21 protein-coding genes and 1 riboswitch are annotated in these 20,506 nt (G+C 51.0%); of the genes, 2 read left to right on the forward strand and 19 right to left on the reverse strand.

What is annotated here, in order from left to right; translation table 11 throughout:
* The 19 genes from rsmB to HMPREF1246_RS02785 form a co-directional block, all read right to left on the reverse strand.
* Complete coding sequence (gene rsmB, locus HMPREF1246_RS02700; RefSeq protein WP_009015887.1) at positions 1-1,338, reverse strand: 16S rRNA (cytosine(967)-C(5))-methyltransferase RsmB; 1,338 nt, start codon at positions 1,336-1,338, stop codon at positions 1-3.
* Positions 1,331-2,110 (reverse strand): DUF116 domain-containing protein, encoded by a 780-nt coding sequence (locus tag HMPREF1246_RS02705; protein WP_009015888.1) that lies wholly within the window; start codon positions 2,108-2,110, stop codon positions 1,331-1,333. The genes rsmB and HMPREF1246_RS02705 overlap by 8 nt, the downstream gene beginning before the upstream one ends.
* A 3-nt stretch (positions 2,111-2,113) precedes the next feature.
* The gene (gene fmt, locus HMPREF1246_RS02710; protein WP_021736612.1) at positions 2,114-3,052 is read right to left on the reverse strand and encodes a methionyl-tRNA formyltransferase; all 939 of its coding nucleotides are present in this window, start codon (positions 3,050-3,052) and stop codon (positions 2,114-2,116) included.
* A gap of 3 nt (positions 3,053-3,055) precedes the next feature.
* Entirely contained in the window at positions 3,056-3,526 is a 471-nt protein-coding gene (gene def, locus HMPREF1246_RS02715; RefSeq protein ID WP_016459963.1) for a peptide deformylase, read from the reverse strand.
* Between the two features lie 174 nt (positions 3,527-3,700).
* A complete protein-coding gene (gene priA / locus HMPREF1246_RS02720) occupies positions 3,701-5,599 on the reverse strand; it encodes a primosomal protein N' (protein ID WP_021736616.1) in 1,899 nt (632 codons plus the stop codon).
* Positions 5,600-5,619: 20 nt separating this feature from the next.
* On the reverse strand, positions 5,620-6,096 hold the full coding sequence (locus tag HMPREF1246_RS10730) for a hypothetical protein (RefSeq protein WP_021736629.1): 477 nt from the start codon (positions 6,094-6,096) through the stop codon (positions 5,620-5,622).
* A gap of 1 nt (position 6,097) precedes the next feature.
* Entirely contained in the window at positions 6,098-7,279 is a 1,182-nt protein-coding gene (metK, locus tag HMPREF1246_RS02725; RefSeq protein WP_367281724.1) for a methionine adenosyltransferase, read from the reverse strand.
* A 49-nt stretch (positions 7,280-7,328) separates the two neighbouring features.
* Positions 7,329-7,433, reverse strand: a riboswitch (SAM riboswitch).
* A 344-nt stretch (positions 7,434-7,777) separates the two neighbouring features.
* Complete coding sequence (gene citC, locus HMPREF1246_RS02730; protein ID WP_021736620.1) at positions 7,778-8,830, reverse strand: [citrate (pro-3S)-lyase] ligase; 1,053 nt, start codon at positions 8,828-8,830, stop codon at positions 7,778-7,780.
* Between the two features lie 9 nt (positions 8,831-8,839).
* Positions 8,840-9,967 carry a DUF362 domain-containing protein gene (locus HMPREF1246_RS02735; RefSeq protein WP_021736623.1) on the reverse strand — a complete coding sequence of 376 codons (1,128 nt, stop codon included), beginning with the start codon at positions 9,965-9,967 and terminating at the stop codon, positions 8,840-8,842.
* Between the two features lie 98 nt (positions 9,968-10,065).
* On the reverse strand, positions 10,066-10,878 hold the full coding sequence (locus HMPREF1246_RS02740; RefSeq protein ID WP_021736617.1) for a PHP domain-containing protein: 813 nt from the start codon (positions 10,876-10,878) through the stop codon (positions 10,066-10,068).
* Between the two features lie 12 nt (positions 10,879-10,890).
* Positions 10,891-11,373: a 23S rRNA (pseudouridine(1915)-N(3))-methyltransferase RlmH gene (gene rlmH, locus HMPREF1246_RS02745; protein ID WP_009016268.1), complete on the reverse strand. Its 483-nt coding sequence runs from the start codon at positions 11,371-11,373 to the stop codon at positions 10,891-10,893.
* Positions 11,370-12,512, reverse strand: coding sequence for a S1C family serine protease (locus HMPREF1246_RS02750; protein WP_009016269.1), 1,143 nt, complete (start codon positions 12,510-12,512; stop codon positions 11,370-11,372). Before HMPREF1246_RS02750 ends, rlmH begins: the two co-directional genes overlap by 4 nt.
* A gap of 21 nt (positions 12,513-12,533) precedes the next feature.
* Positions 12,534-13,256, reverse strand: a complete 723-nt coding sequence (locus HMPREF1246_RS02755) for a hypothetical protein (protein WP_021736625.1) — start codon at positions 13,254-13,256, stop codon at positions 12,534-12,536.
* A gap of 9 nt (positions 13,257-13,265) precedes the next feature.
* Positions 13,266-14,054 (reverse strand): MBL fold metallo-hydrolase, encoded by a 789-nt coding sequence (locus HMPREF1246_RS02760; protein ID WP_009016271.1) that lies wholly within the window; start codon positions 14,052-14,054, stop codon positions 13,266-13,268.
* 183 nt (positions 14,055-14,237) lie between these two features.
* Positions 14,238-14,660 carry a Fur family transcriptional regulator gene (locus HMPREF1246_RS02765; protein ID WP_009016272.1) on the reverse strand — a complete coding sequence of 141 codons (423 nt, stop codon included), beginning with the start codon at positions 14,658-14,660 and terminating at the stop codon, positions 14,238-14,240.
* A gap of 220 nt (positions 14,661-14,880) precedes the next feature.
* A complete protein-coding gene (locus HMPREF1246_RS02770; RefSeq protein WP_014128104.1) occupies positions 14,881-16,254 on the reverse strand; it encodes an MATE family efflux transporter in 1,374 nt (457 codons plus the stop codon).
* 83 nt (positions 16,255-16,337) lie between these two features.
* Positions 16,338-17,012, reverse strand: coding sequence for a L,D-transpeptidase (locus HMPREF1246_RS02775; RefSeq protein WP_021736615.1), 675 nt, complete (start codon positions 17,010-17,012; stop codon positions 16,338-16,340).
* A gap of 17 nt (positions 17,013-17,029) precedes the next feature.
* On the reverse strand, positions 17,030-17,494 hold the full coding sequence (locus tag HMPREF1246_RS02780; RefSeq protein ID WP_009016275.1) for a DUF441 domain-containing protein: 465 nt from the start codon (positions 17,492-17,494) through the stop codon (positions 17,030-17,032).
* A gap of 13 nt (positions 17,495-17,507) precedes the next feature.
* Positions 17,508-18,293 carry an HAD hydrolase family protein gene (locus HMPREF1246_RS02785; protein ID WP_009016276.1) on the reverse strand — a complete coding sequence of 262 codons (786 nt, stop codon included), beginning with the start codon at positions 18,291-18,293 and terminating at the stop codon, positions 17,508-17,510.
* 283 nt (positions 18,294-18,576) lie between these two features.
* Here HMPREF1246_RS02785 and HMPREF1246_RS02790 point away from each other — a divergent pair, with 283 nt between their 5' ends.
* Together HMPREF1246_RS02790 and HMPREF1246_RS02795 are read left to right on the forward strand one after the other, a co-directional pair.
* Positions 18,577-18,957 (forward strand): hypothetical protein, encoded by a 381-nt coding sequence (locus HMPREF1246_RS02790; protein WP_009016277.1) that lies wholly within the window; start codon positions 18,577-18,579, stop codon positions 18,955-18,957.
* A 33-nt stretch (positions 18,958-18,990) separates the two neighbouring features.
* Positions 18,991-20,466 (forward strand): sodium-dependent transporter, encoded by a 1,476-nt coding sequence (locus HMPREF1246_RS02795; protein ID WP_021736621.1) that lies wholly within the window; start codon positions 18,991-18,993, stop codon positions 20,464-20,466.
* The last annotated feature ends 40 nt before the right edge of the window (positions 20,467-20,506 follow it).

Below are 20,506 nucleotides of genomic sequence, written 5' to 3' on the forward strand. Positions count from 1 at the left end.
TCATTCCACCTTCTCAAACAGGGCCAGATAGAACCCATCAATACCATCCCGCCAGGGAAGGATCTGGAGTTCTTCCACCCGCTCTCCCGTCACAGGATGGAGGAAGGCCTTGCTGCGAAATTCAGGATGGCTTTCCAGAAAGGCCGTGCGGACACGGCTGTTCTCATCCCGTTCCAAGGTACAGGTACTGTATAGGAGCCTGCCGCCGGGCTTCACACAAGCCGCGGCCTGGGCAAGGATCTTTTTCTGGAGGGGTGGGAACTGACTGAGGGTCCGTTCCTTTTTGGTCCAGCGCGCTTCTGCCCGACGGTTAAGGACACCGAGCCCCGAACAAGGCGCATCGACAAGAACCGCGTCAGCCCGATTTTCAAAACCAGGAAGGGGCTTTGTTCCATCATGAAGCAGGGCACGGATATTCGTGATCCCAAGACGAGTCGCATTTTCTTCAATAAGGGTAAGACGATGGTCATGGATATCCATGGCAATGATTTTCCCCTTGTTTTCCATCTTTTGCGCCAGATGGGTTGTCTTGCCGCCTGGGGCAGCACAAAAATCAAGGACCAAGTCCCCCGGTTTAGGGGCAAGCACATCTGCATCCAGCATGGAACTTTCATCTTGGATGTAAAGGAAGCGTCCCCATTCCTTCATGAGGGTTTCAAGGCTGGGTAAATGCCGGCAAACAATCCCGTCAGGTGACCATTTGGAAGGTTCCACCTCACAGCCATCAGCCTGGAGCCGCTCCAAGAGGGTCTTTCTGGATATGAAAAGGGTATTGACGCGCAGGCAAAGGGACGGAACTGCATTATCATAAGCACACATAGCCTCCGCTTCGGGAAGTCCAAAGCGGAACTTCCAGCGTCGCACGAGCCACTCAGGATGATAATAAGTAAGGGCCAGACGCAGTGTCGCGTCCTCTTCTTTCTGCGGGAACTGCCATGTAGCCTTGGTCCGTGACAGTTGGCGCAGGACCCCATTCACGAGCTTGACACTGTTTTCATTCACATAATAACGGGCCAGGTTGGCACACTCATTGACAGCGGCCGAATCTGGGATACGTTCGAGATAAAGGATCTGATAAGCCCCCATACGGAGGATGGTGCGCAGACGAGGTGCCATCTTCCGAAAGGGACGGTTGATGACCCTGCACAGGTACCAATCAAGGGTCCCCGTTGTCTTCACGGTTCCGTAGACAAGTTCCGTACACAGTTTACGGTCGAGCGAAGACAACCCATTTCCCCTCAGGGCCTTATTCAGAGCAAGATTTGCATAGGCACCGCGTTCATAGATCTCATCGAGGACAAGCAGGGCCAGTTCCCTTGGATTTTGGGCATCATGCATGGTCATTATCCTTTCCACTGATAAAGGTCTTGATTTCTTCTTCGATGGCATCAATATCTACACTGGTGTTGAAACAGGGCCCATTGGGACGCCGGTTCAAGACGCCAATGACGGGCATGGGAAAGACATCTTGAATACCGCTTGTAAGGTCGCGCTCACAGGCCACGGCTAGGATAGCCTTCGGACGCACCTTCTTTACGGCCTGCCGGGCAAGGGTTCCGCCGGTTACGATATAGACATGAACGCCATATTTCTGGGATAGATGAAGCAGGTCCCCAACGCCGCAGCGACCGCATTGATGACAGTTATGGATGTCCCGTGTAACCTTGTAGGGACAGGTATCCAGCTGCAGGCAGTGAGGCGTGAGAATCATGAGACGGTCCGCAGGCACTTTGATGTGCTGGCGCCGGACCAAATGGTTGCTCACTTCGATAAAAGACTGCTCTATCCGCATCTTTGAAATGTGCATCATCTCCCCAAGGAAGATAGCAATGGGGTAAATCAGGTTGATGACATTCCACGCCCAGAAATAAAAGAACCGGATCGTAGGGAATCCCAGAATGGCCAGGACAATCCCACCAATCCCCACAAAAAGGCTGAGGGCAAGAAAAAGAACTGCAAGACCCACAACAAGGGGCAAGGCGGGATGTAATGCGGCAAGACCGGGAACCATGATGTGCCACAGGCCATACGCTGCTCCGCCCATAAGAAGGGCGGCAAGGGAAATAAGCACAATAAAAAGCCGTTTCTTAGGTCTACTCACGATTATCATTCCTTACGAAAGGATCTCTCCAACTGCAATCTGCTGACCATTTACAAATGACTGGGCCGCCATTGCCCGTTTGCCTTCAGGCTGACATTCAAGGACAGCAAGGACGCCCGTGCCGCAGGCAATGTGAAAGCCCTTGCTGTCTGCCTCGAGGATCTGTCCTGGTTGAGCTTGCTCAGCCGATCCGGGAAGAACATGGCTCTTCCAAACCTTCAGTCGTTTGCCGTCCGGCAGAATCGTATACGTGCCCGGCCAGGGGTTAAAGGCACGAATCTGATTGTGAAGGGCATCTGCAGAAAGCGTCCAGTCAAGATGTTCCATATCCCGCGTGATCAGCGATGCGTACGTTGCTTTGGTCTCTTCTTGGGGTTCTGCGGTCACGGTCCCTGCTGATAGGTCATCAATGGTCTGAAGAAGCAGGGCAGCGCCCTTTTCCTTTAATTCATCATGAAGTTCACCCTGCGTCATTTCCGGCCCAATGGGCACGGAAACTTTTTCCAGCATGGCGCCTGTATCCATTCCGGTATCCATCTGCATAATGGTCACGCCAGCTTTTTTCTCGCCCTTTAAGATTGCATAATGAATAGGTGCGGCGCCGCGGTAGGCCGGCAGCAGGGAAGCATGGACATTGATGCAGCCAAAAGGCGGCAGGTCCAATAGAGCCTTGGGCAGGAACTGTCCAAAAGCCGCTACGACGATCAAATCAGGGGAAAGGCGCTTCATTTCTTCCATAAAGGCCGGATCTTTCACCCGTTCCGGTTGAAGGACCGGCAGATTCACGGCAAGGGCATATTCCTTGACCGCACTCATCATCAGCTTATGGCCCCGTCCCTTGGGACGGTCCGGCTGGGTCACAACAGCAAGAATCTCATGTTTTTGCTGTTTCACTAAGGCCCGGAGACTGGAGGCAGCAAATTCCGGGGTTCCCATAAATACAAGCTTCACGATTTATTCCGCCTTCCTTTTGGGGCTCAGGCTCAAGGCCCGATCAATGAAGAGGATCCCATCCAAATGATCACATTCATGCTGCAGGGCACGAGCTAGGAGCCCGCTTGCTGTAAGGCGCCAATGACCGCCTTTGCGGTCCTGGAACCGGACCGTCACTTCAGCCGCGCGTTTAACTTCCCCTTCATAATCATCCACGCTGAGGCATCCTTCCGTATCGATTTCCTCGCCTTTGAATTCAGAAAGGACAGGATTTACAAACTCCCGGATGCCTGCCCCATCGTCGGCATCAATGACAATCATACGCTTGGAAAGGCCAATTTGGGGAGCAGCCAGGCCGCAGCCGTTGTTGGCATACATGGATTCAGCCATGGCTTTCAGGGTCTTTTCCAATTTCTTATCAAAACGGGTAACGGCTTCTGCCTTCTCGCGAAGGATTGGAGCCCCAACTTTTACAATCGGTAATAGGGACATGGTTCTCTCCTTTTTATCATTCATGCGGTCTTTTTCTTCCCACTCAGGAAAAGTGGGCCTTGACGCAGTTATTTTACCCTTTATTCTATCACATATGACCAGGGGAATGCACGTTTTTAGACGGCAATGCCGCAAAGCCAAAAAGGGCCATTGCAGATGGCCCTGCAATGGCCTCTAGATAACGCTGATGGGATCGACATCAAAATATAGGTTTCCATTTTCCAGAAATCCAGAAGCCCGGATCCAGTCCTTGATTGGCTTCATATGCTGGCTCTTGATGAGGACATTGACGCGCCAGACCCTGTTAACAACGGGCACAAGGGCCGGAAAGGGCCCAAGGATCTGGTATGGCACCTTAGACTCCAACTGAAAGGCTTCCAAGGCATTAACAAAGCGCTGGGCAAGTTCCAAGGCTTTTGTCTCACTTTCATGATGAACCGTCATCTTCAGCATGGTCACAAACGGCGGATATTGAAGATCCTGACGCTGCTTCAGCTCATCCCGGGCAAAGGATACGTAATCTTGTTCGGCCGCCATGCGCAGGATAGGATTTTCCGCATCGTAGGCCTGAAAAATAACACGTCCCGGCTTATCCCCCCGCCCGGCTCGGCCAGCCGCCTGTGTCAAAAGGGCAAAACAGCGCTCACCGCTGCGAAAGTCAGGCAAGTTGAGGGTGGAATCAGCAGAAAGGATTCCGACAAGAGTCACATTGGGCACATCATGTCCCTTGGCAACCATCTGTGTTCCCAAAAGGACGTTGTACTCGCCGCTGCGAAAAGCGCGCATGATCTTTTCATGGGAAAATTTCCTTGCCGTCGTATCCTGATCCATCCGCAAGGGACGGATGCCTTCGCAGAGGGTCCTGAGACTCTCTTCTGCCTTTTCCGTTCCCGTTCCAAAAAAACGGATCCGTTTGCTCCCGCATTTGGGACAGACCTTAGGTACCGGTTCTGTGTGACCGCAGTAATGACAGACAAGCTGTGCCTGTTTGGCATGATACACAAGGGCGACGGCACAATTGGGACACTGGATTGATTCACCGCAGTCACGACACATGACAAAAGTCGAAAAACCGCGGCGGTTAAGCAGGATAATAGCCTGCTCACCGGACTTGACCGTCTCTTCAATGGCATCACGGAGCGTATCGGAAAAGACGCTTTTATTGCCTTTTTGCAGCTCTTCCCGCATATCGACAATGGAAACGGCCGGCAGATGAGCCCCCTTATGGGCACGCTCATTCATGATAAGTTCCGTATAGCGTCCTTTTTGGGCCCAGTAGTACGTTTCCAGATCCGGCGTTGCGCTACCCAAGACGACAGGCGCACCGTGAGCGTTGGCCCTTACTTGGGCAACAAGGCGGGCGTTGTAGCCCGGCCGTTCTTCCTGCTTGTAGGTACTTTCGTGTTCTTCATCGATGATGACAAGTCCCAAATCCTTGAAAGGACAAAAAACGGCACTCCGAACCCCAATCAGGACGCGGGCCTTTCCGTTTCTCATCCGGTCCCAGACATCAGCCCGTTCCGAGGCCGATAATTTGGAATGGGCCACGGCGACAGCATTGCCAAACCAGGACTTGAAGCGTTTCACAATCTGATCCGTAAGGGCAATTTCAGGTACCAGGACCATGACTTGTTTTCCATCCCGCAGAGCCTTATCGGTCAGGCGCAGATAGACCTCGGTCTTACCGCTTCCGGTCACCCCACGCAAAAGAAACGTATGGAACGTTCCCCTCTTGCGGCAGATTTCGACGGCATTGATGGCCGCTTGCTGCTCATCGGTAAGGATCATTTCATCCCTGGGAGCAGCGTCCGCATGGTAGCTGTCACGCAGGACCCGCTGCTTTCCTTCGGTAAGGATGCCTTTTGACACAAGGTTCCGGATGACGCCAGCTGATACGCCGCGGTCCTCAAGGACACGCACAGGAAGCGGATTCGTTCCTTGCAGAAGGGAAAGAACAAGGAGCTGTCCTTTCCCGCGCAGAATCCCCGCTTCTTTCTGGGCGAGACCATCTGTCGAAAGAGCAACGGTCCGTTCGAATTTTTCCTTAAGTTTATAGGTAACTTCATAGGTCAAGGAAACCGCTTTCTTGGTGATCAGGCCTTTAAGGGCCCCTTCCCCCCCTCAAGACGGGCAATCTCTCGGCGTGTCATGGCCCCTTCTTGGGCTAAATAGGTGTAAAGGCTCCTTTCCCTTTCGGAAAGGAGCCCTTCTGCACCGGGCTCAGCATAGTAGCGTCCTACGGCAGCAATGCTTTTTTTGCCAGGAATAAAAAGCCGCAGGGCCTCTGCCAAAGGACAGAGGTAGTACTGGGCAATCCAGTGGGCAGTTCCCAGCATCTCCTCATCAAACCAAGGTTCCGTCCCGACGACGTCGACAATGGATTTGATTGCAAGGCTGGCATCAGGAGCTTCATCTGCCTCTACGATGAAGCCTTCCAGGAGCTGCCGTCCGAAAGGCACCACGACCCGCCAGCCTTCACCAATAAAGTCCAGGCTGGGAGGAACCTTGTAGGTAAATTGCCGGAAGAGGTTCTTAAGGGGCAGGTTGACAGCAACCTTTGCATAATCCATATCAATTCAACGCCTTTTTCAGTTCATCCACTTTATCAAGCCGCTCCCAAGGCAAGTCTACGTCTGTCCGGCCAAAATGTCCGTAAGTCGCGGTCTGTTTGTAAATCGGGCGGCGCAGGTCAAGGCTGCGAATGATTCCTGCCGGCGTCAGGGAGAAGGTCTCTTCGATGAGATCTGCAATTTGGGCATCATCGATGACCCCTGTTCCATACGTATTGACGCTGATGGAAACGGGCCGAGCCACACCAATGGCATAGGCAAGCTGGATTTCGCAGCGTTTGGCAAGTCCAGCTGCAACAACATTCTTTGCTACATAACGGGCTGCATAAGCAGCGGAACGATCCACCTTCGTTGGATCTTTACCGGAGAACGCACCACCGCCGTGACGGGCCATGCCGCCATAGGTATCAACAATGATCTTCCGGCCTGTCAGTCCGGAGTCACCTTGGGGGCCGCCGATTACAAAACGGCCTGTCGGATTGATATGGTATTTGGTTTTTTCATCGAGGAACCCCTCGGGAACAATGGGACGGATGACCTGTTCCATGATATCCCGACGCAGGGTTTCCTGACTGACCTCTTCGCTGTGCTGGGCCGACACAACAATCGTATCGACGCGGATAGGACAATCGCCGTCATACTCTACGGTCACCTGTGTCTTTCCATCAGGACGCAGGTAAGGCAGGGTTCCATTCTTGCGAACCTCAGCCAAGCGACGGGCCAAACGGTGGGCCAGCGAAATGGGAAGCGGCATATATTCCGGCGTTTCATCCGTGGCATAGCCAAACATCATGCCCTGATCACCGGCACCGATCTTGTCATCACTGTCCTCTTTACCCTGCTTGGCTTCATCCGATTCATTGATGCCCTGAGCAATATCCGGGGACTGTTCATCAATGGAGATGAGGACGCCGCAGGTCGATCCATCAAACCCGTATTTGGCACGGTCATAGCCGATATCAATAACGGTCTGGCGGGCAATCTTGGCAATATCAACATAGCAGTCCGTGGAAATTTCCCCAACCACATGGATCTGACCGGTTGCCACAAGCGTTTCACAGGCAACGCGGGCATAGGGATCTTTGGCAAGGATAGCATCCAGGACAGCGTCAGAGATCTGATCGGCAATTTTGTCAGGATGTCCCTCGGTTACGGATTCTGACGTAAAGAATTTTCTCATGATTCCTCCTTTGGGTAAGAAAAAAGGCTCTCACGATGAGAGTCCTTATCTTCTCTCATCTTACAATCATTACATTGCAGGATTTAGCACCGTTGGCCATGAGGCCATGGTTGCTGTGGGTTCATAGGGCCATTCCCTCCGCCACTCTTGATGAGCATATGGAATTTTGACAATTTATTATACCCGAAAACAGTAGGAATAGCAAGGGGCACACTGGTCATTCCTCAGACCAGGAATCAGGCCGAATGGATACAGAGTGTGAACCCATAGCTTAAGAAAGATGACTTGGAAACCGTGGATCCATGCCTCATCGTACAAGGATTCGTTTCACGTAGGAGAGCCTTGCCTGGGGGCTTTTCCTTCTACCCACGTGCCGTTACCTCCCACGTCCTGCCATCAAGACAGCCATGTCCACCTTGCCAAGGAAAAATCAAATTACCAAGAAAAGAAAAAAGAGGCCGCAAAAAATGAATCCATCATTTCTTCACAGCCTCTTTGATATCAGTAATGAACAATATTTTTGAGGTCATCCTTGCAGATGCGGGCTAGGATAGGACGAGCTTCGTCACTTTGTAGAAATGCAAGGGTGACTTCCGGAACCATGCGGGCCACGGTCTCCCAATCCCCGTCATGCAGGGCTCGGCGGACCGTTGAGGCACTCACTGTTTCCCCGCCTTTTACATTGCGGGGAATGATGCGGCAGCAGATACCCGCTTCAGGAAGGCGCTGGGCCATGATTTCATTATAGCGTCGCGTGACGGTACTTGTCGGTTCCTCCCCCACATAGCGAGCCTTGATGCCGAGCCGCTCGGCAATCTTTACAAAAATAGCAAGGTCCAGGTTGGCATGACTTTCTATGACCGCCAAATCATCTTTTTGAAAGTAGCTGGGGAACGTGGCACTGCTGATAATATAGGGACCGCTGTCATGATAAATGATATTCTTAAGGTCGGCAGTTCCCTCTTTGATGAGCCGCTTACGGACCGCATAGGGAAAATAGCTGGCATCTTCACTGACCATGAAAAGATGGAGCCAATCATTTTCCTTACAGGCCTGCTCCACCAAATAACGGTGTCCCAAGGTAAAGGGATTGGCATTCATTACAATAGCAGCAATGCGCCCTTGGGGCGTCTTTTTTCCCGCCAGGTGATCCAAATAGCAGGTAAAGCCATTCGGGTCCTTTTCCATAAAAACAACCTGATCTGGCACCCGGGCAACTTCATGGAAACCCAGATCTCCAAAAAAGAGGGCTGATGAACATTTTGTATAAAGGAAGAGGTGGATGATTCCTCGGTCATATTCATACTGGATGAGATGGGACACAATCTCATTCATGAGGCTTTCACCCTGATGGTCATGGCTAACAGCCAGGCAGCGCAGGGTATTGCCAAAGCAGCTGCCCGTGGCGATAGCATGGTACTCTTCATCGTACATGACGCAAGTGTAATCCACATGGGGATCAAGGCGAATTCCTTCCTGCTGCAGCAAAGCCTTAACATCTGCCAAGGTACGGGTATCGCCGGGATAGACGGGGCTGATTTGATAATCGGACATAACTTCTCCTTATTTCATGACCACAAGTTCATAGTCGCGGGTACCAAGACCGATCTTTTCTGCATGCTCCAGCGTCGTTTTCCAATCGACACGGGGATTGCTATCAAGAAAATGATCTTGATGGTTCTCCCATCCCTTCTCGGCCAGATGATCAGAAAGTTGACTGTTCATCAAGGGAGAAGCGGCAAGGCAGGCGTCCGCACAGGCCTGATCCAAGGCGACAGGATCAAAGGACGCAAACATGCCGAGGTTAGGCAGGATAGGCGCGTCATTTTCCCCATGGCAGTCACAATTGGGCGACACGTCGACAATGAGGTTCACATGGAAAGCAGGCCGGCCATGAACGACGGCCAAGGCATATTCCGCCATCTTACGGTCAAGCAGCTCGTTGGCATCCCACTCCACGGTTTCAATGGCATCAAAGGAACACGCCCCGATACAGCGGCCGCAGCCAGTGCATCGCGTCTTATCGATGTGGGCCTTGCCCTTTTCGTAAGTGATGGCATCCGAACCGCATTCCTTGGCGCAGCGTTTGCAGTCACGGCAGAGCGACTCATCGACAACAGGTTTTCCAGAAGAGTGCTGCTCCATCTTGCCGGCCCGGCTTCCGCAGCCCATGCCGATATTCTTGATGGCACCGCCAAAACCCGTTGATTCGTGGCCCTTGAAATGCGCCAAACTGATGAAGACGTCAGCATCCATGATAGCGCGGCCGATCTTTGCCTTCTTGATATACTCCCCTCCTGGAACCGGGACCTCCACTTCATCGGTGCCTCGCAGCCCATCACCAATGAGGACCTGACAGCCCGTTGTAATCGGGTTGTAGCCATTTAGGGCTGCACATTCAAGATGTTCCAGCGCATTTTTACGGCTGCCGGGATACAGGGTATTGCAGTCTGTCAAAAAGGGCAGGCCGCCGGCTTCCTTTACAAGGTCTGCCAGCGCATGGACGTACTGGGGTCTCAGGGATGCCAGATTGCCCAGTTCCCCAAAATGCATCTTAATGGCCGTATACTTTCCTTCAAAATCAATTTCCTTTTCCATACCCGCACGACGACACAGGCGCTTGAGCTTTTCCGGCAGGCTAAGTCCCACAGGAACACGAAAATCCGTCATATAAACCTTAGCTTTTGTCATGTTGTTCTCCCCTTTTCTTGACAGTGCTAAAGAAAAAGGCGCTCCACAAAAGGCGCGCCATGTCCGCTCTAATTATTTTACCATAGGTCCGTTCCTCTTTAGAAGAGGCGGATTTCCGATTCATGGATATCCGGATGACCGATGATGCGCCCGTCAACAAAACGGCCGTGACAGTCGCTGCCGCCGCTGATGAGCTTATGGTGCTGCTGACAGTAGGCAAGGAGGGTCTTTGTATCTTCCTTGCTGTGGGCAGGATGATAGCATTCAAAGCCATCAAGAGGCTTTTCCCCTACTGCCTCCAAAGTCCTAGCAAGCCCCGGGCCATGAAAGTGGCTTGCCGCATGGGCCAAAAGGGCCACCCCGCCAGCTTTGTGAAGGGTCGCCACGGTCTCTTCGATAGAGGGAAAAACAGGAAAATCAAGGCCCCGCTTCTTAATGAAGATGCGGCTGAAAAAGTCCTTTACATCCCGGCATAGCCCCTTATCGATGAGATAAAAGAGGGCCTTGAAACCGCCGCGGCGCGGATCATAGACATAGGCCCGATACTCCTTGATGGAAACGGGCCAACCTTCTTCAGATAGGATTCCAATGGCCCTTTCATCCGTTTCTTCCAAAAGACGGCGGTTATGGGCAAGATGTGCTAGAAGAATAGGGTTCGAGCAATCAAACCCATAGCCTAGGATATGAAAGCAGCGCCCTTCATAAGTACTGCACATCTCAACGCCGGCAATCACCTCGATGCCCTCTTTGGGGGCAAGTTTCATGACAGGAGCCACGCTTCCAAGAGAATCATGATCGGTCACAGCCATGATTCCGAGTCCTGCCTTTTTGGCGGCAAGAACCGCTTCCCGGGGCGTCCAGCTACCATCCGACGCAATGGTATGAAGATGTAGGTCAACTTTTCGATTCATACGGTAGGTTCCTTAGTGATGATATTTTTCGTTTCGCATAATCTTGAAGGCACGATAAACCTGCTCCAAAAGAAGGATACGAATCATTTGATGGGTAAAAGTAAGCGGTGAAAAGGACCAACGAAAATCGGCCCTTTTCCGCAGTTCATCGGTATACCCAAAAGGACCGCCAATGACAAAAGTCAGGTGGCTGACACCTTGGACCATAAGAGCTTCCAATTTCTGCGAAAACTGAGGGGAAGAAAGTTCCTTTCCCCTAAGATCAAGGAGAATGACGAAAGAATGCTCCGGGATGATCCGTAAAAGACGGTCTGTTTCCTTTTGAAGGATCTGCCTTTCTTCTTGGGAAGATACCCGATCCGGCATCTTTTCCTCCATGATGACTTTGGTCTCAAGCTGACAATAGGCGCCGAGACGTTTTACAAACTCCGCTTCGGCACGTTTTAGATAGTCTTCCTTGAGGCGCCCTACACAGGCAAGGGTGATGCGAATCACGAGTTGGTCCTCGGGATTTCCGTCAGCGTCACGGATTTATCCACTTCATCATCGCCGCGAAGGATCGTGACAGGCACCGTGTCACCGACCTTGCAGGCATTCAGGGCATCCCGAAGGGCGGCCACGGTCTTCACAGCCTTTCCATTAAACTTAAGAATAATGTCATTAGGTCTGATCCCGCCTTGATAAGCAGGTCCGCCGGCCACCAGTTTCGCAACAAAGAGACCGCCCCGAAGATCGAGTCCAAACCCCAGTCGCTGAGCTGTTTCTTCATCGATGAGGCTGGCACCGAGAAAGGGACGGGCAACCCGCCCATTTTTTGCCAGCGCTTCCAGGATTGGCTTTGCTTCGTTGATGGGAATGGCAAAACCAATGCCTTCGACACCGCTTACGGCGACTTTGGCACTGTTGATTCCAATGACCTGCCCATCGGCGTTGACAAGGGCTCCGCCTGAATTGCCCGGATTAATGGCAGCATCGGTCTGGATCAATTTAAAATTTCGTTCCCCCACATCGACAGAACGGTTGAGAGCACTGATGACGCCCGTTGTAACCGAACCGCGGAATTCAAGACCCAGGGGATTGCCAATGGCAATGGCAGGCTCACCGACCATCAGACTGTCGGAATCGCCAAATTCAGCAACAGGCAGATCTTCCTTGGCATCAATCTTTACAACAGCAAGATCCGTCGTTGGATCCGTCCCCAACACGCGGCCCGGATAAGTCCTTCCGTCCGGCAGACTGACTACAAGTTCCTTGGCGCCTTCGACGACATGGTTATTGGTCGCGATAAGCCCATCCTTACTGTAGATGACACCTGACCCGACGCCCTTTTCAACAAGCTGGGTCCTGTTGAAATAATCCCGTACCAAGGCCTTGTTTGTGATTCCAACAACCGTAGGACCAACCTTCTTGGCGGCCTTCACAATCGGCGTATTGCGCGCCGAGCTCATATTCTTTTCGACTTCCTGCATTTTCTGTTCTTGCGTGACAGCGGGCTTGGACGTCGAGTTCTCCTTTTCCGGAGCTTTTCCCGCAAAGCCGCAGCCGGCAGCAAAGATGCTCATGCTGACACTCATGGCAGCAAGGGCAAGCAAGGTCTTTTTCATCAGGGTTTTCTCAGTAATATGCTTTTTCATAGATGGCTTCCCCCTCTATTGTTATTGCAGAGCAGCTGCCTTGGAAGGAGCTGCTGCAGATTCTTGCTTCATTGCAAATAGAAGGCCTGCGATGGCCTCATCACGGCTTTCCTTAGCAATTTTTGTCCGACGCGCTTTCACTAGGTCCTTCGTTTCCTTGAGGGCGCCGAGTTCCTTTGTACTGTAATGTTCAAAATCAAGCAGAGCATAGGTTTTCTTCCCATTCCTATCTTCTTCCAGATAGCCAAGCGGAACGAGGCTCAAAGCCTTTTCCGCATCCTTTCGATGAAGAACGATGAACTCCACGGGTATGGCAACGCGCCGATTCTTTCCAAGCTCAACAATCTTATAATCCGACAGGTCGACCGCTCGGAAAAAGAGGGTCGGATTCCCAATGGTAACCTTTCCCTCATCTTTTGCTACGCGAAGGGTACGGACCTTCAAGTCAAGATTCTCCTTTTTCAGCATACTGCTAAAAAGAGCGTTGAGAACATCCATTTTCTCTGTAAGGGGAGGCATCTTACCATCTTTATAGAGACGATTGTCTTCGACGAGCTTACTGCCTTCTGTTACGCTGACGCCATAGCGCAATGTATTTTCGTGGATTTCCTTGGCATGAGCCTTAAGGGCGGCCTCTGCCTCTTGTTTTGTTTGGTATACCTCCGGCGCGGCTTGGACTGGCGATACCCCCACTAAGAGCAGGGCCGAAAGCAAGCCGCTGAGAAACAAGCACTTCTTTTTCATGGATTCACCTTATTTCAAGGAAAAATTGCTGACCGCCTCTTTTTGACTGGCTACATATAGGGTCACATCCCGCGTCCTGGGATTGTCTTCCAAGACGCTTTTCACCGTATCATAGGCAAGGCGCGGTGAGTTATTCATTTCGCTCAGATGAGCCAAAAAGACAACCTCAGGCGGCACATCCACCTTCTCCAGGAGATCTGCCGCGGCACGATTTGATAAATGGCCTTCCTGCCCGAGGATTCGGGCCTTTAACGGTGCTGGATAAGGACCACCCCGCACCATATCCTCATCATGGTTTGCCTCAAGGATCAAGGCTTCTGCTCCATCAACGGCCTGTTCACAGGTCTTTGTCACAAAGCCGCAGTCTGTAAGATAAGTGCATTTGCGTTCATTATAGAAAATCTCATAACCGACAGGGTCAATGGCATCATGGGGAATTGAAAAAGGTTGGATCCGGAGGCCGCCTACCACGCAGCTTCTAGGAAGGACACGCATCTGGTCACGGTTCATGGTACGCCGAAAAGGAAGGCGGGTCCAGGTTTTTTCGCTAGCAAAGATGGGAACCTCTCCATAGGTCCGTGCAAAAACCTCAAGACCTGCAATATGGTCCTTATGCTCATGAGTGAGAAAAATCCCGCCGAGATCACGCGGCGAAAGGTTCCTCTCTTTGAGTCCTTGGACAATCCGCCGGCAGGAAATCCCGGCATCGATGAGGATTGCCGTCGGGCCAACTTGGATAAGGGCGGCATTCCCCCTACTTCCACTGGCAAGAACAGAAATTTTGAACGATGTTTTCATAGAAAATACCTGGTTTTCTCTCAATTGACCCAGGATCATGTCCTAGGCCTTATGTATCACCATTGGAAGCAGCCTTGATAAAAATGGGTCTTACCCCAACAGTATACGCCTAATTATAACAAATTCGTGGCGGAGATGTAAAAAAACACCGAACTTTAATAGTCCGGTGTTTTCTCATCACCCTTATTTCTTCTGACAATCCGGGCAGATTCCGTAGAAATAGAACTGATGACCATTGACTTTGAAGCCCGTCTCATTTTCAACAAGGCTTTCCACAGCTCTTGCATCCAGATGGGAAACGTCGTTGACGCGTCCACATTTCGTGCATTTGATGTGAGGATGTTCACTCGTCTTGGCATCGTAGCGGAAGCTGTCCTCCCCTGTGTTGAGCACTTGGATAACACCAAGCTTGCTGAAGATTTCTACAGATTTATAAACTGTAGCAAAACTCATCGTCGGATATTGTTCCTTGACCTTCTGGTAAATCATTTCTGCGGTCGGATGCTCCGTCGTATGGGAAAGCATGTCATACACAGCCAGTCGCTGCGGCGTGACCTTGCACCCATTATCCCGAAGGATCTTGGCAAGTTCGGAGGCAGTATACATAATCAATCATCTCCCGTAAAAAATATCGTCTGCGCCCTTTCCTCCAAAAGATGCGCTCATCACTAAACCCATTTTAATAGTTAATAATGATTATCTGACTATATTTTAATCATTACCTTTAAATTAGTCAAGGTTATTTTTTTAAAGTACTAGGCGCCATGCCACATTAAAGCTTTGATTTATTTTTAATAAGTATTATTAGAATTAATAATCGCGATTATTAGGCTCGTGAGTCAAGTCGTTTAGCTTCTTTCCATACAAACAGGATGATGACCAAGGTGGAAATGAAATCAGCAGCAAGTCCGGCATAAAGGATTCCATACAGCCCATAGTAAAGAGGCATAATCAGCGTTAAAGGAACGAGCAGGAAAAATTGACGCAGCATGGAAAGGATGGACGCTTTAAGCGGCTGACCGGTCGCCTGGAAATAGCTTGTTGAAATAATCTGGAATCCTGCCGTAAAGACGCCACCCAAGAAAATCCGCATGGCATCCTGGGCAAAGTGGAGGAAAAGCGGCGCATCCGAGCTCCCAAAGAACTGAAGCAGCACATGAGGAATGGTTTCGCACGCAATCCAGCCTACAGTCGTTACCAAAAGGGCATATCGGACGGCCAGAAAATATGCCTTGCGCACGCGGTCGTAGTGTTTCGCACCTGTATTGAACCCGATAATGGGCCCAGCCCCAATCCCAATGCCGACAGAAATGGAGATAAAGATCATATTGACCTTCATGACAATCCCCATGGCTCCAATGGCTGCATCCCCACCGACAGCCGCCTGATTGCCATAGTAAAGGAGGGAATTGTTGAGGATAATCTGCATGATGGTGGCACTCACCTGGACCAGGCAGCTGGAAGCGCCAATGGCGACAGCACGGCGCAGTTTTAAAAAATCCGGATGACAGAGCTTTGCTTTTTTTAAGCGCAGCGTGCCATGGTGCCAAAAATATTGGAAAAGCAGCAGCGCTGAAACAATCTGTCCGGTCACGGTGGCAATCCCGGCACCAAGGACGCCCCATCCAAGCAGGAAAATCATGACCGGATCAAGGATGCAGTTCAAAAAGACCCCTGAAAGCAGGGCCTTCATGGAAAATAAAGGTGCACCATCTGTACGGGCCATATTGGACCATCCAATCATGAGCATCGTCACAGGAAGGCCCAAGATATAGACCCCACCCAGATCACGGCTATAAGCAAGCGTAGCATCAGTAGCACCAAAAACGCGCAGCAGCGGGTCCAGATAAAAAAGTCCCAAAACCATAAGAACGATTCCCACAAAAAGACCAGCTGTCGTTTGGGTATTGAGAACCGTTTCCGCGTCCTCACGACGGCCCTCACCCAAGAGAATCGCCGCGTAAGCGGAAGACCCAATCCCGATAAGACCGCTGACTGCAATGCTGATGGTCACAATGGGGAAAGTAACGGTCGCTGCCGTAATGCCTTGATAACCAACGGCATTGCCAATGAAGATCTGATCGACCACATTATATAAAGCATTGGCCACCATGGATATGATGGCAGGCCAAGCAAACGATTTAAGAAGTTTTCCAATGGGAGCATAGCCCAAAATATTCTGCTGTGAAGTTTCTGCCATATGAGTTTCTCCTTTCCCTTTGAAATGACCGCAAGGCAGATTCCTTTCAGGGAATCTGCCTTGCCAGCAACAAAGCGCAATCCTTAGTCTTTAATTTCAACGACAGTGCCCACCTTGACGACGGAACGCAATTCCTGAAGGTCTTCGTTGTGAAGACGGATACATCCTTCAGATGCATCCGTCCCAATACTTTGAGGATCATGGGTTCCATGGATCCCAATGCCATCCCAAGCGCCTCCGCTAAGGGCCTCTGTATCGAGGCTGATGAACCAAGGGCCATAAGCCCCGGCAATTTCACCCCGTCCATCGCCAAAGTCATGGGTCCAGGAAGAAGCATCATCAATTTCATCAACCGTAAAAGTCCCAACGGGGGTCATATTGTCACCGCGCCGCTGTTTCTGTCCGAGGCCGCCCTTACCAATGGCACAGCCATAGGAACGGACCACGGTATCCCCCAACAGAAGGGACAGTCGATGGGCCTTCTTTTCGACTATAATATGGTAGCTTTTTGACGCGTCAAGGCTAATAGACTCCTTGCGGTCGGCTTCCTTTGCCTTTTCCGGGGAAATAGCCGGTTCCGGTGCCTTTTGAGGCATTTGTTTTTGTGTCTCCGTCAGGGCTGCGGTTTCCTTTCCTTTTTTAGCTGCCGCATCAGGCAAATGATAGCCCGCAGCAAAGGCCACAGCAAGAATGACAGCAACCATGGCAAGTGCCCCTGCAAGTCCCTTATGGCGAAAGAACCGGTTCTGCTTATTCATATTTAAGACTTCCTTTCTTAGGAACCCATGAATCCCAGCATCTTCAAGACGGTCAGGATCACATAGGTTATACCCCCGGCAATCAGAGGTCCTACGGCAACTCCCTTGAAGAAAATAACGCCAAGGACAGTTCCAATCATAAGGGTCAGGGTAATCTGGGGATCGGTCGTCATCATGGCGATTCCCCACCGACCCAGTAGGGCGACAAGCAGACCAATAAAAAGCGCCAAGATAGCAACGCCGCCTGAAAGACTGGCTTTCATTTCCGCCGGACCGATCCGGCCGTCAATAATAGGAACCAAGATGGCAACAGTAAGGATAATCACTCCCCAGTTGATCCCGTGACCAGCGACATACTCAAGAGCGCTGTGGGGCAGCAGGAAACGCAGGGCCAATAGGATCAGGCAGGAATAGACCATGCTCATATTATGACCAATGAAGCTTACAGCCAAAAGTGCAAGGATGAGACCAATTCCGAGCATAACGACTCCTTTCCTAAAACGGTGCAGCAGGATCCTCCGGCAGCCAGCCAAAATGGCGGCAGGCATAGAGGATGCCCCCTTTGTCAACGTCTTTGGTGATATAATCAGCTCGCTTTTTGAGGATTGGGCGAGCATTCCCCATAGCTATGGAAAAAAAAGGCTTACGGAACATGGCAAGATCATTGAGGCCATCACCAAAAACCACGGCATCATGCGGATTGGCATGCAGCAGGGCCATCATTTTCTCAATCCCCTTCCCCTTATCAACAGGTTCCACAAGATAGGTATCGTCGATAAAAGGTAAATGAGGCAAGCCATGGGTTGGCGCAGGGGACTTTCCTGCCTTTTCCCGCGCATAAGTCACTTTATAGACGTTCTGCAGGGACTCGATATCTACCGGCCCAACAAGAGTATTCATATAGTTGTGCGGATCATCCCGCGGATAATCCGCATAGGGCGTATAACGGTCATAGGTGTTGTCAATCACCACCGCCCAAGGCTGACGGCGCTGCTCCAAATCGCGAAGAAGGGCCTTTACCGGCTCAAGGGGAAGGCCTTCCATCTGGAGGAGCCTGCCGTCTACAGTAAGGCTGTTCCCGCCATCGGCAACGAGACTGCCAATACCATGAGCAGAAGCAAACTGCGCCGCATCATACTGGAGCCGTCCCGTAGCAAGGGCCACAAAATGACCGCATCGCTGAAGTTCATCAAGGCAGTACTGTGTATCAGGAGGAACCACTTTAGTAATGCCTACCCCCAAGGTCTGATCGATATCAAAGAAGAAGTATTTTTTATGCATCGGTCGAAAAGGCTCCTTCCCGCTTCAATAAAAGCGAATCCCTGTTATTATAACATAAAATAAGGGCCTCTAAAAATGACAGATTTCAAGAAATCGTGTCCTCAAAATAGGCATTACGTACCGCAGCAAGGGCATTTCCTTAGTCTGAGCTGTTTCAAAAGAAGCAATGTTATCAAAACGTCCCTTTTTCCCACACTTTTTTCACATTTCCTATTTCACTTTTCTTCAATGAATAGTAAAATAATGGAATCATGTTATTCCAAACAAAAAAGGAGGTTTCCCCATGGTCTTTCCTTTCCATAGGGCATCCCAAAAAACGGACAGCCCACGTTCCCACGGCAGGATCACAACCGTCATTGCTCTTTTCTTAATGGCACTCCTTGCAGGGGGCCTCTTTTTCCAAAATACAGCCCTAAAAGCAAAAGAACGGGAAAAAGCCCGCCAGGAAGAAATGGTCAAACGCCAGCAGGCGGATAAGGCCCGCGCCCTGAAAAAAGCGAAAAAAGAGACCGGCGTGCGTCAGCCCATGAGTCCGGGCCTTCCTCAGTCGGGGCAAAAATCCCTTCCCAAGGGATCCACGCCGTCTACCCCGCCTCAGTCTCCCGTGCAGCAGCCCCTTCACGCAGCTCCGCCTACGCCGATCAAACCGATAAAACCACGCTGATTCCACTCTTTATAAAGAAAGCAGGTGTCTAGCATGAACGACAGCAATAATCCTATGGACTCTTTTGCCACCCGCATTGGTTTCATCCTTGTATCCGCTGGATGCGCCATTGGCATCGGGAATGTCTGGAAATTTCCCTATCTCTGCGGCCAGTTTGGCGGTGCCGCATTTATCCTCATCTATCTTTTTTTCCTGCTGATCATGGGCATTCCGGTGATGATCTGTGAATTCGGTATTGGCCGCGGCAGCCGGCGCAGTGCGGCCCGCAGCTTTGATATCCTGGAACCAAAGGGAACCCGCTGGCATCATTTCAAATGGATCAGCATTATAGGATGCTATATGCTCATGATGTACTACACGACCGTCACGGGTTGGATGCTCTATTACTGTTATCTCCATTTCATCGGAACTTTTGTAGGCGCCGCGCCGCAGACCGTCGTCGCAACCTTTGGAGCCATGCTCCAAAGCCCCAGGACCATGGGGTTTTGGATGATTCTTGCCTGCCTATTTGGTTTTGTGGTCTGCTTCTTCGGAATCCAAAATGGAGTGGAGCGCATTACCAAATTTATGATGGTCCTTCTCCTAGGCCTCATGGTCATCCTTGCCGTCCATTCCCTCTTCCTTGAGGGAGCCGAAGCGGGGATCCGTTTTTATCTGGTACCGAACATTGATGCCCTTGCAAAAATTGGCTGGGGCAATGTCATCTTCGCCGCAATGAGCCAGGCATTTTTCACCCTCTCCATCGGAATCGGAGCCATGCTGATCTTTGGGGCCTATCTTCCCCATGGCCGCAGTCTCCTCGGAGAAGCGGTCACCATTACGGCACTTGATACCTTTGTTGCCCTCATGGCAGGATTCATCATCATCCCGGCCTGCTTTGCCTATGGCATCAAGCCTGATGCAGGACCAAGCCTGATCTTTCTCACCATTCCAAACCTCTTTGTAAAGATGCCCGGCGGACAGATTTGGGGCATGCTCTTTTTCATCTTCCTCTCCTTTGCTGCACTGTCAACCGTCATTGCTGTCTTCGAAAACATCATTGCCTTTGGCATGAACCTCAAGGGATGGACCCGTCGCAAGAGCGTCCTCATCAACATTGTCCTCATTATTGCCCTATCGCTTCCCTGCGTTCTGGGTTTCAACCTCTGGTCGGACTTCCAGCCTCTAGGACCGGGATCCGGCGTCCTTGACTTAGAAGACTTCATCGTATCAAATAACCTGCTTCCACTAGGAAGCCTTGTTTTTGTCCTCTTCTGCACAAAGAAAAATGGCTGGGGCTGGGAACGATTCCTGGCAGAAGCCAATGAAGGAACGGGCATGAATGTCCCTTCCGGCATCAAGAATTACCTCATGTACGGCCTGCCGTTCTTTATCCTGGTCATCTACCTCAAGGGGTATTACGATATGTTCATGCCCCAAGGGCTCGCCGTCTTTGTAAAATGGCTCTTCATGGCAGCCTGCTTCCTCGGTTTCATCATCTATGGAAGTACGGGCCGCAAAACAGAGTAACGACATCAAAAAAGGATCTCTCTCCATTTTGGGAAAGGGA

Origin of the sequence: Acidaminococcus sp. BV3L6 (assembly GCF_000468835.1) — a bacterium.
Taxonomy (GTDB): Bacteria; Bacillota; Negativicutes; order Acidaminococcales; family Acidaminococcaceae; genus Acidaminococcus; species Acidaminococcus intestini.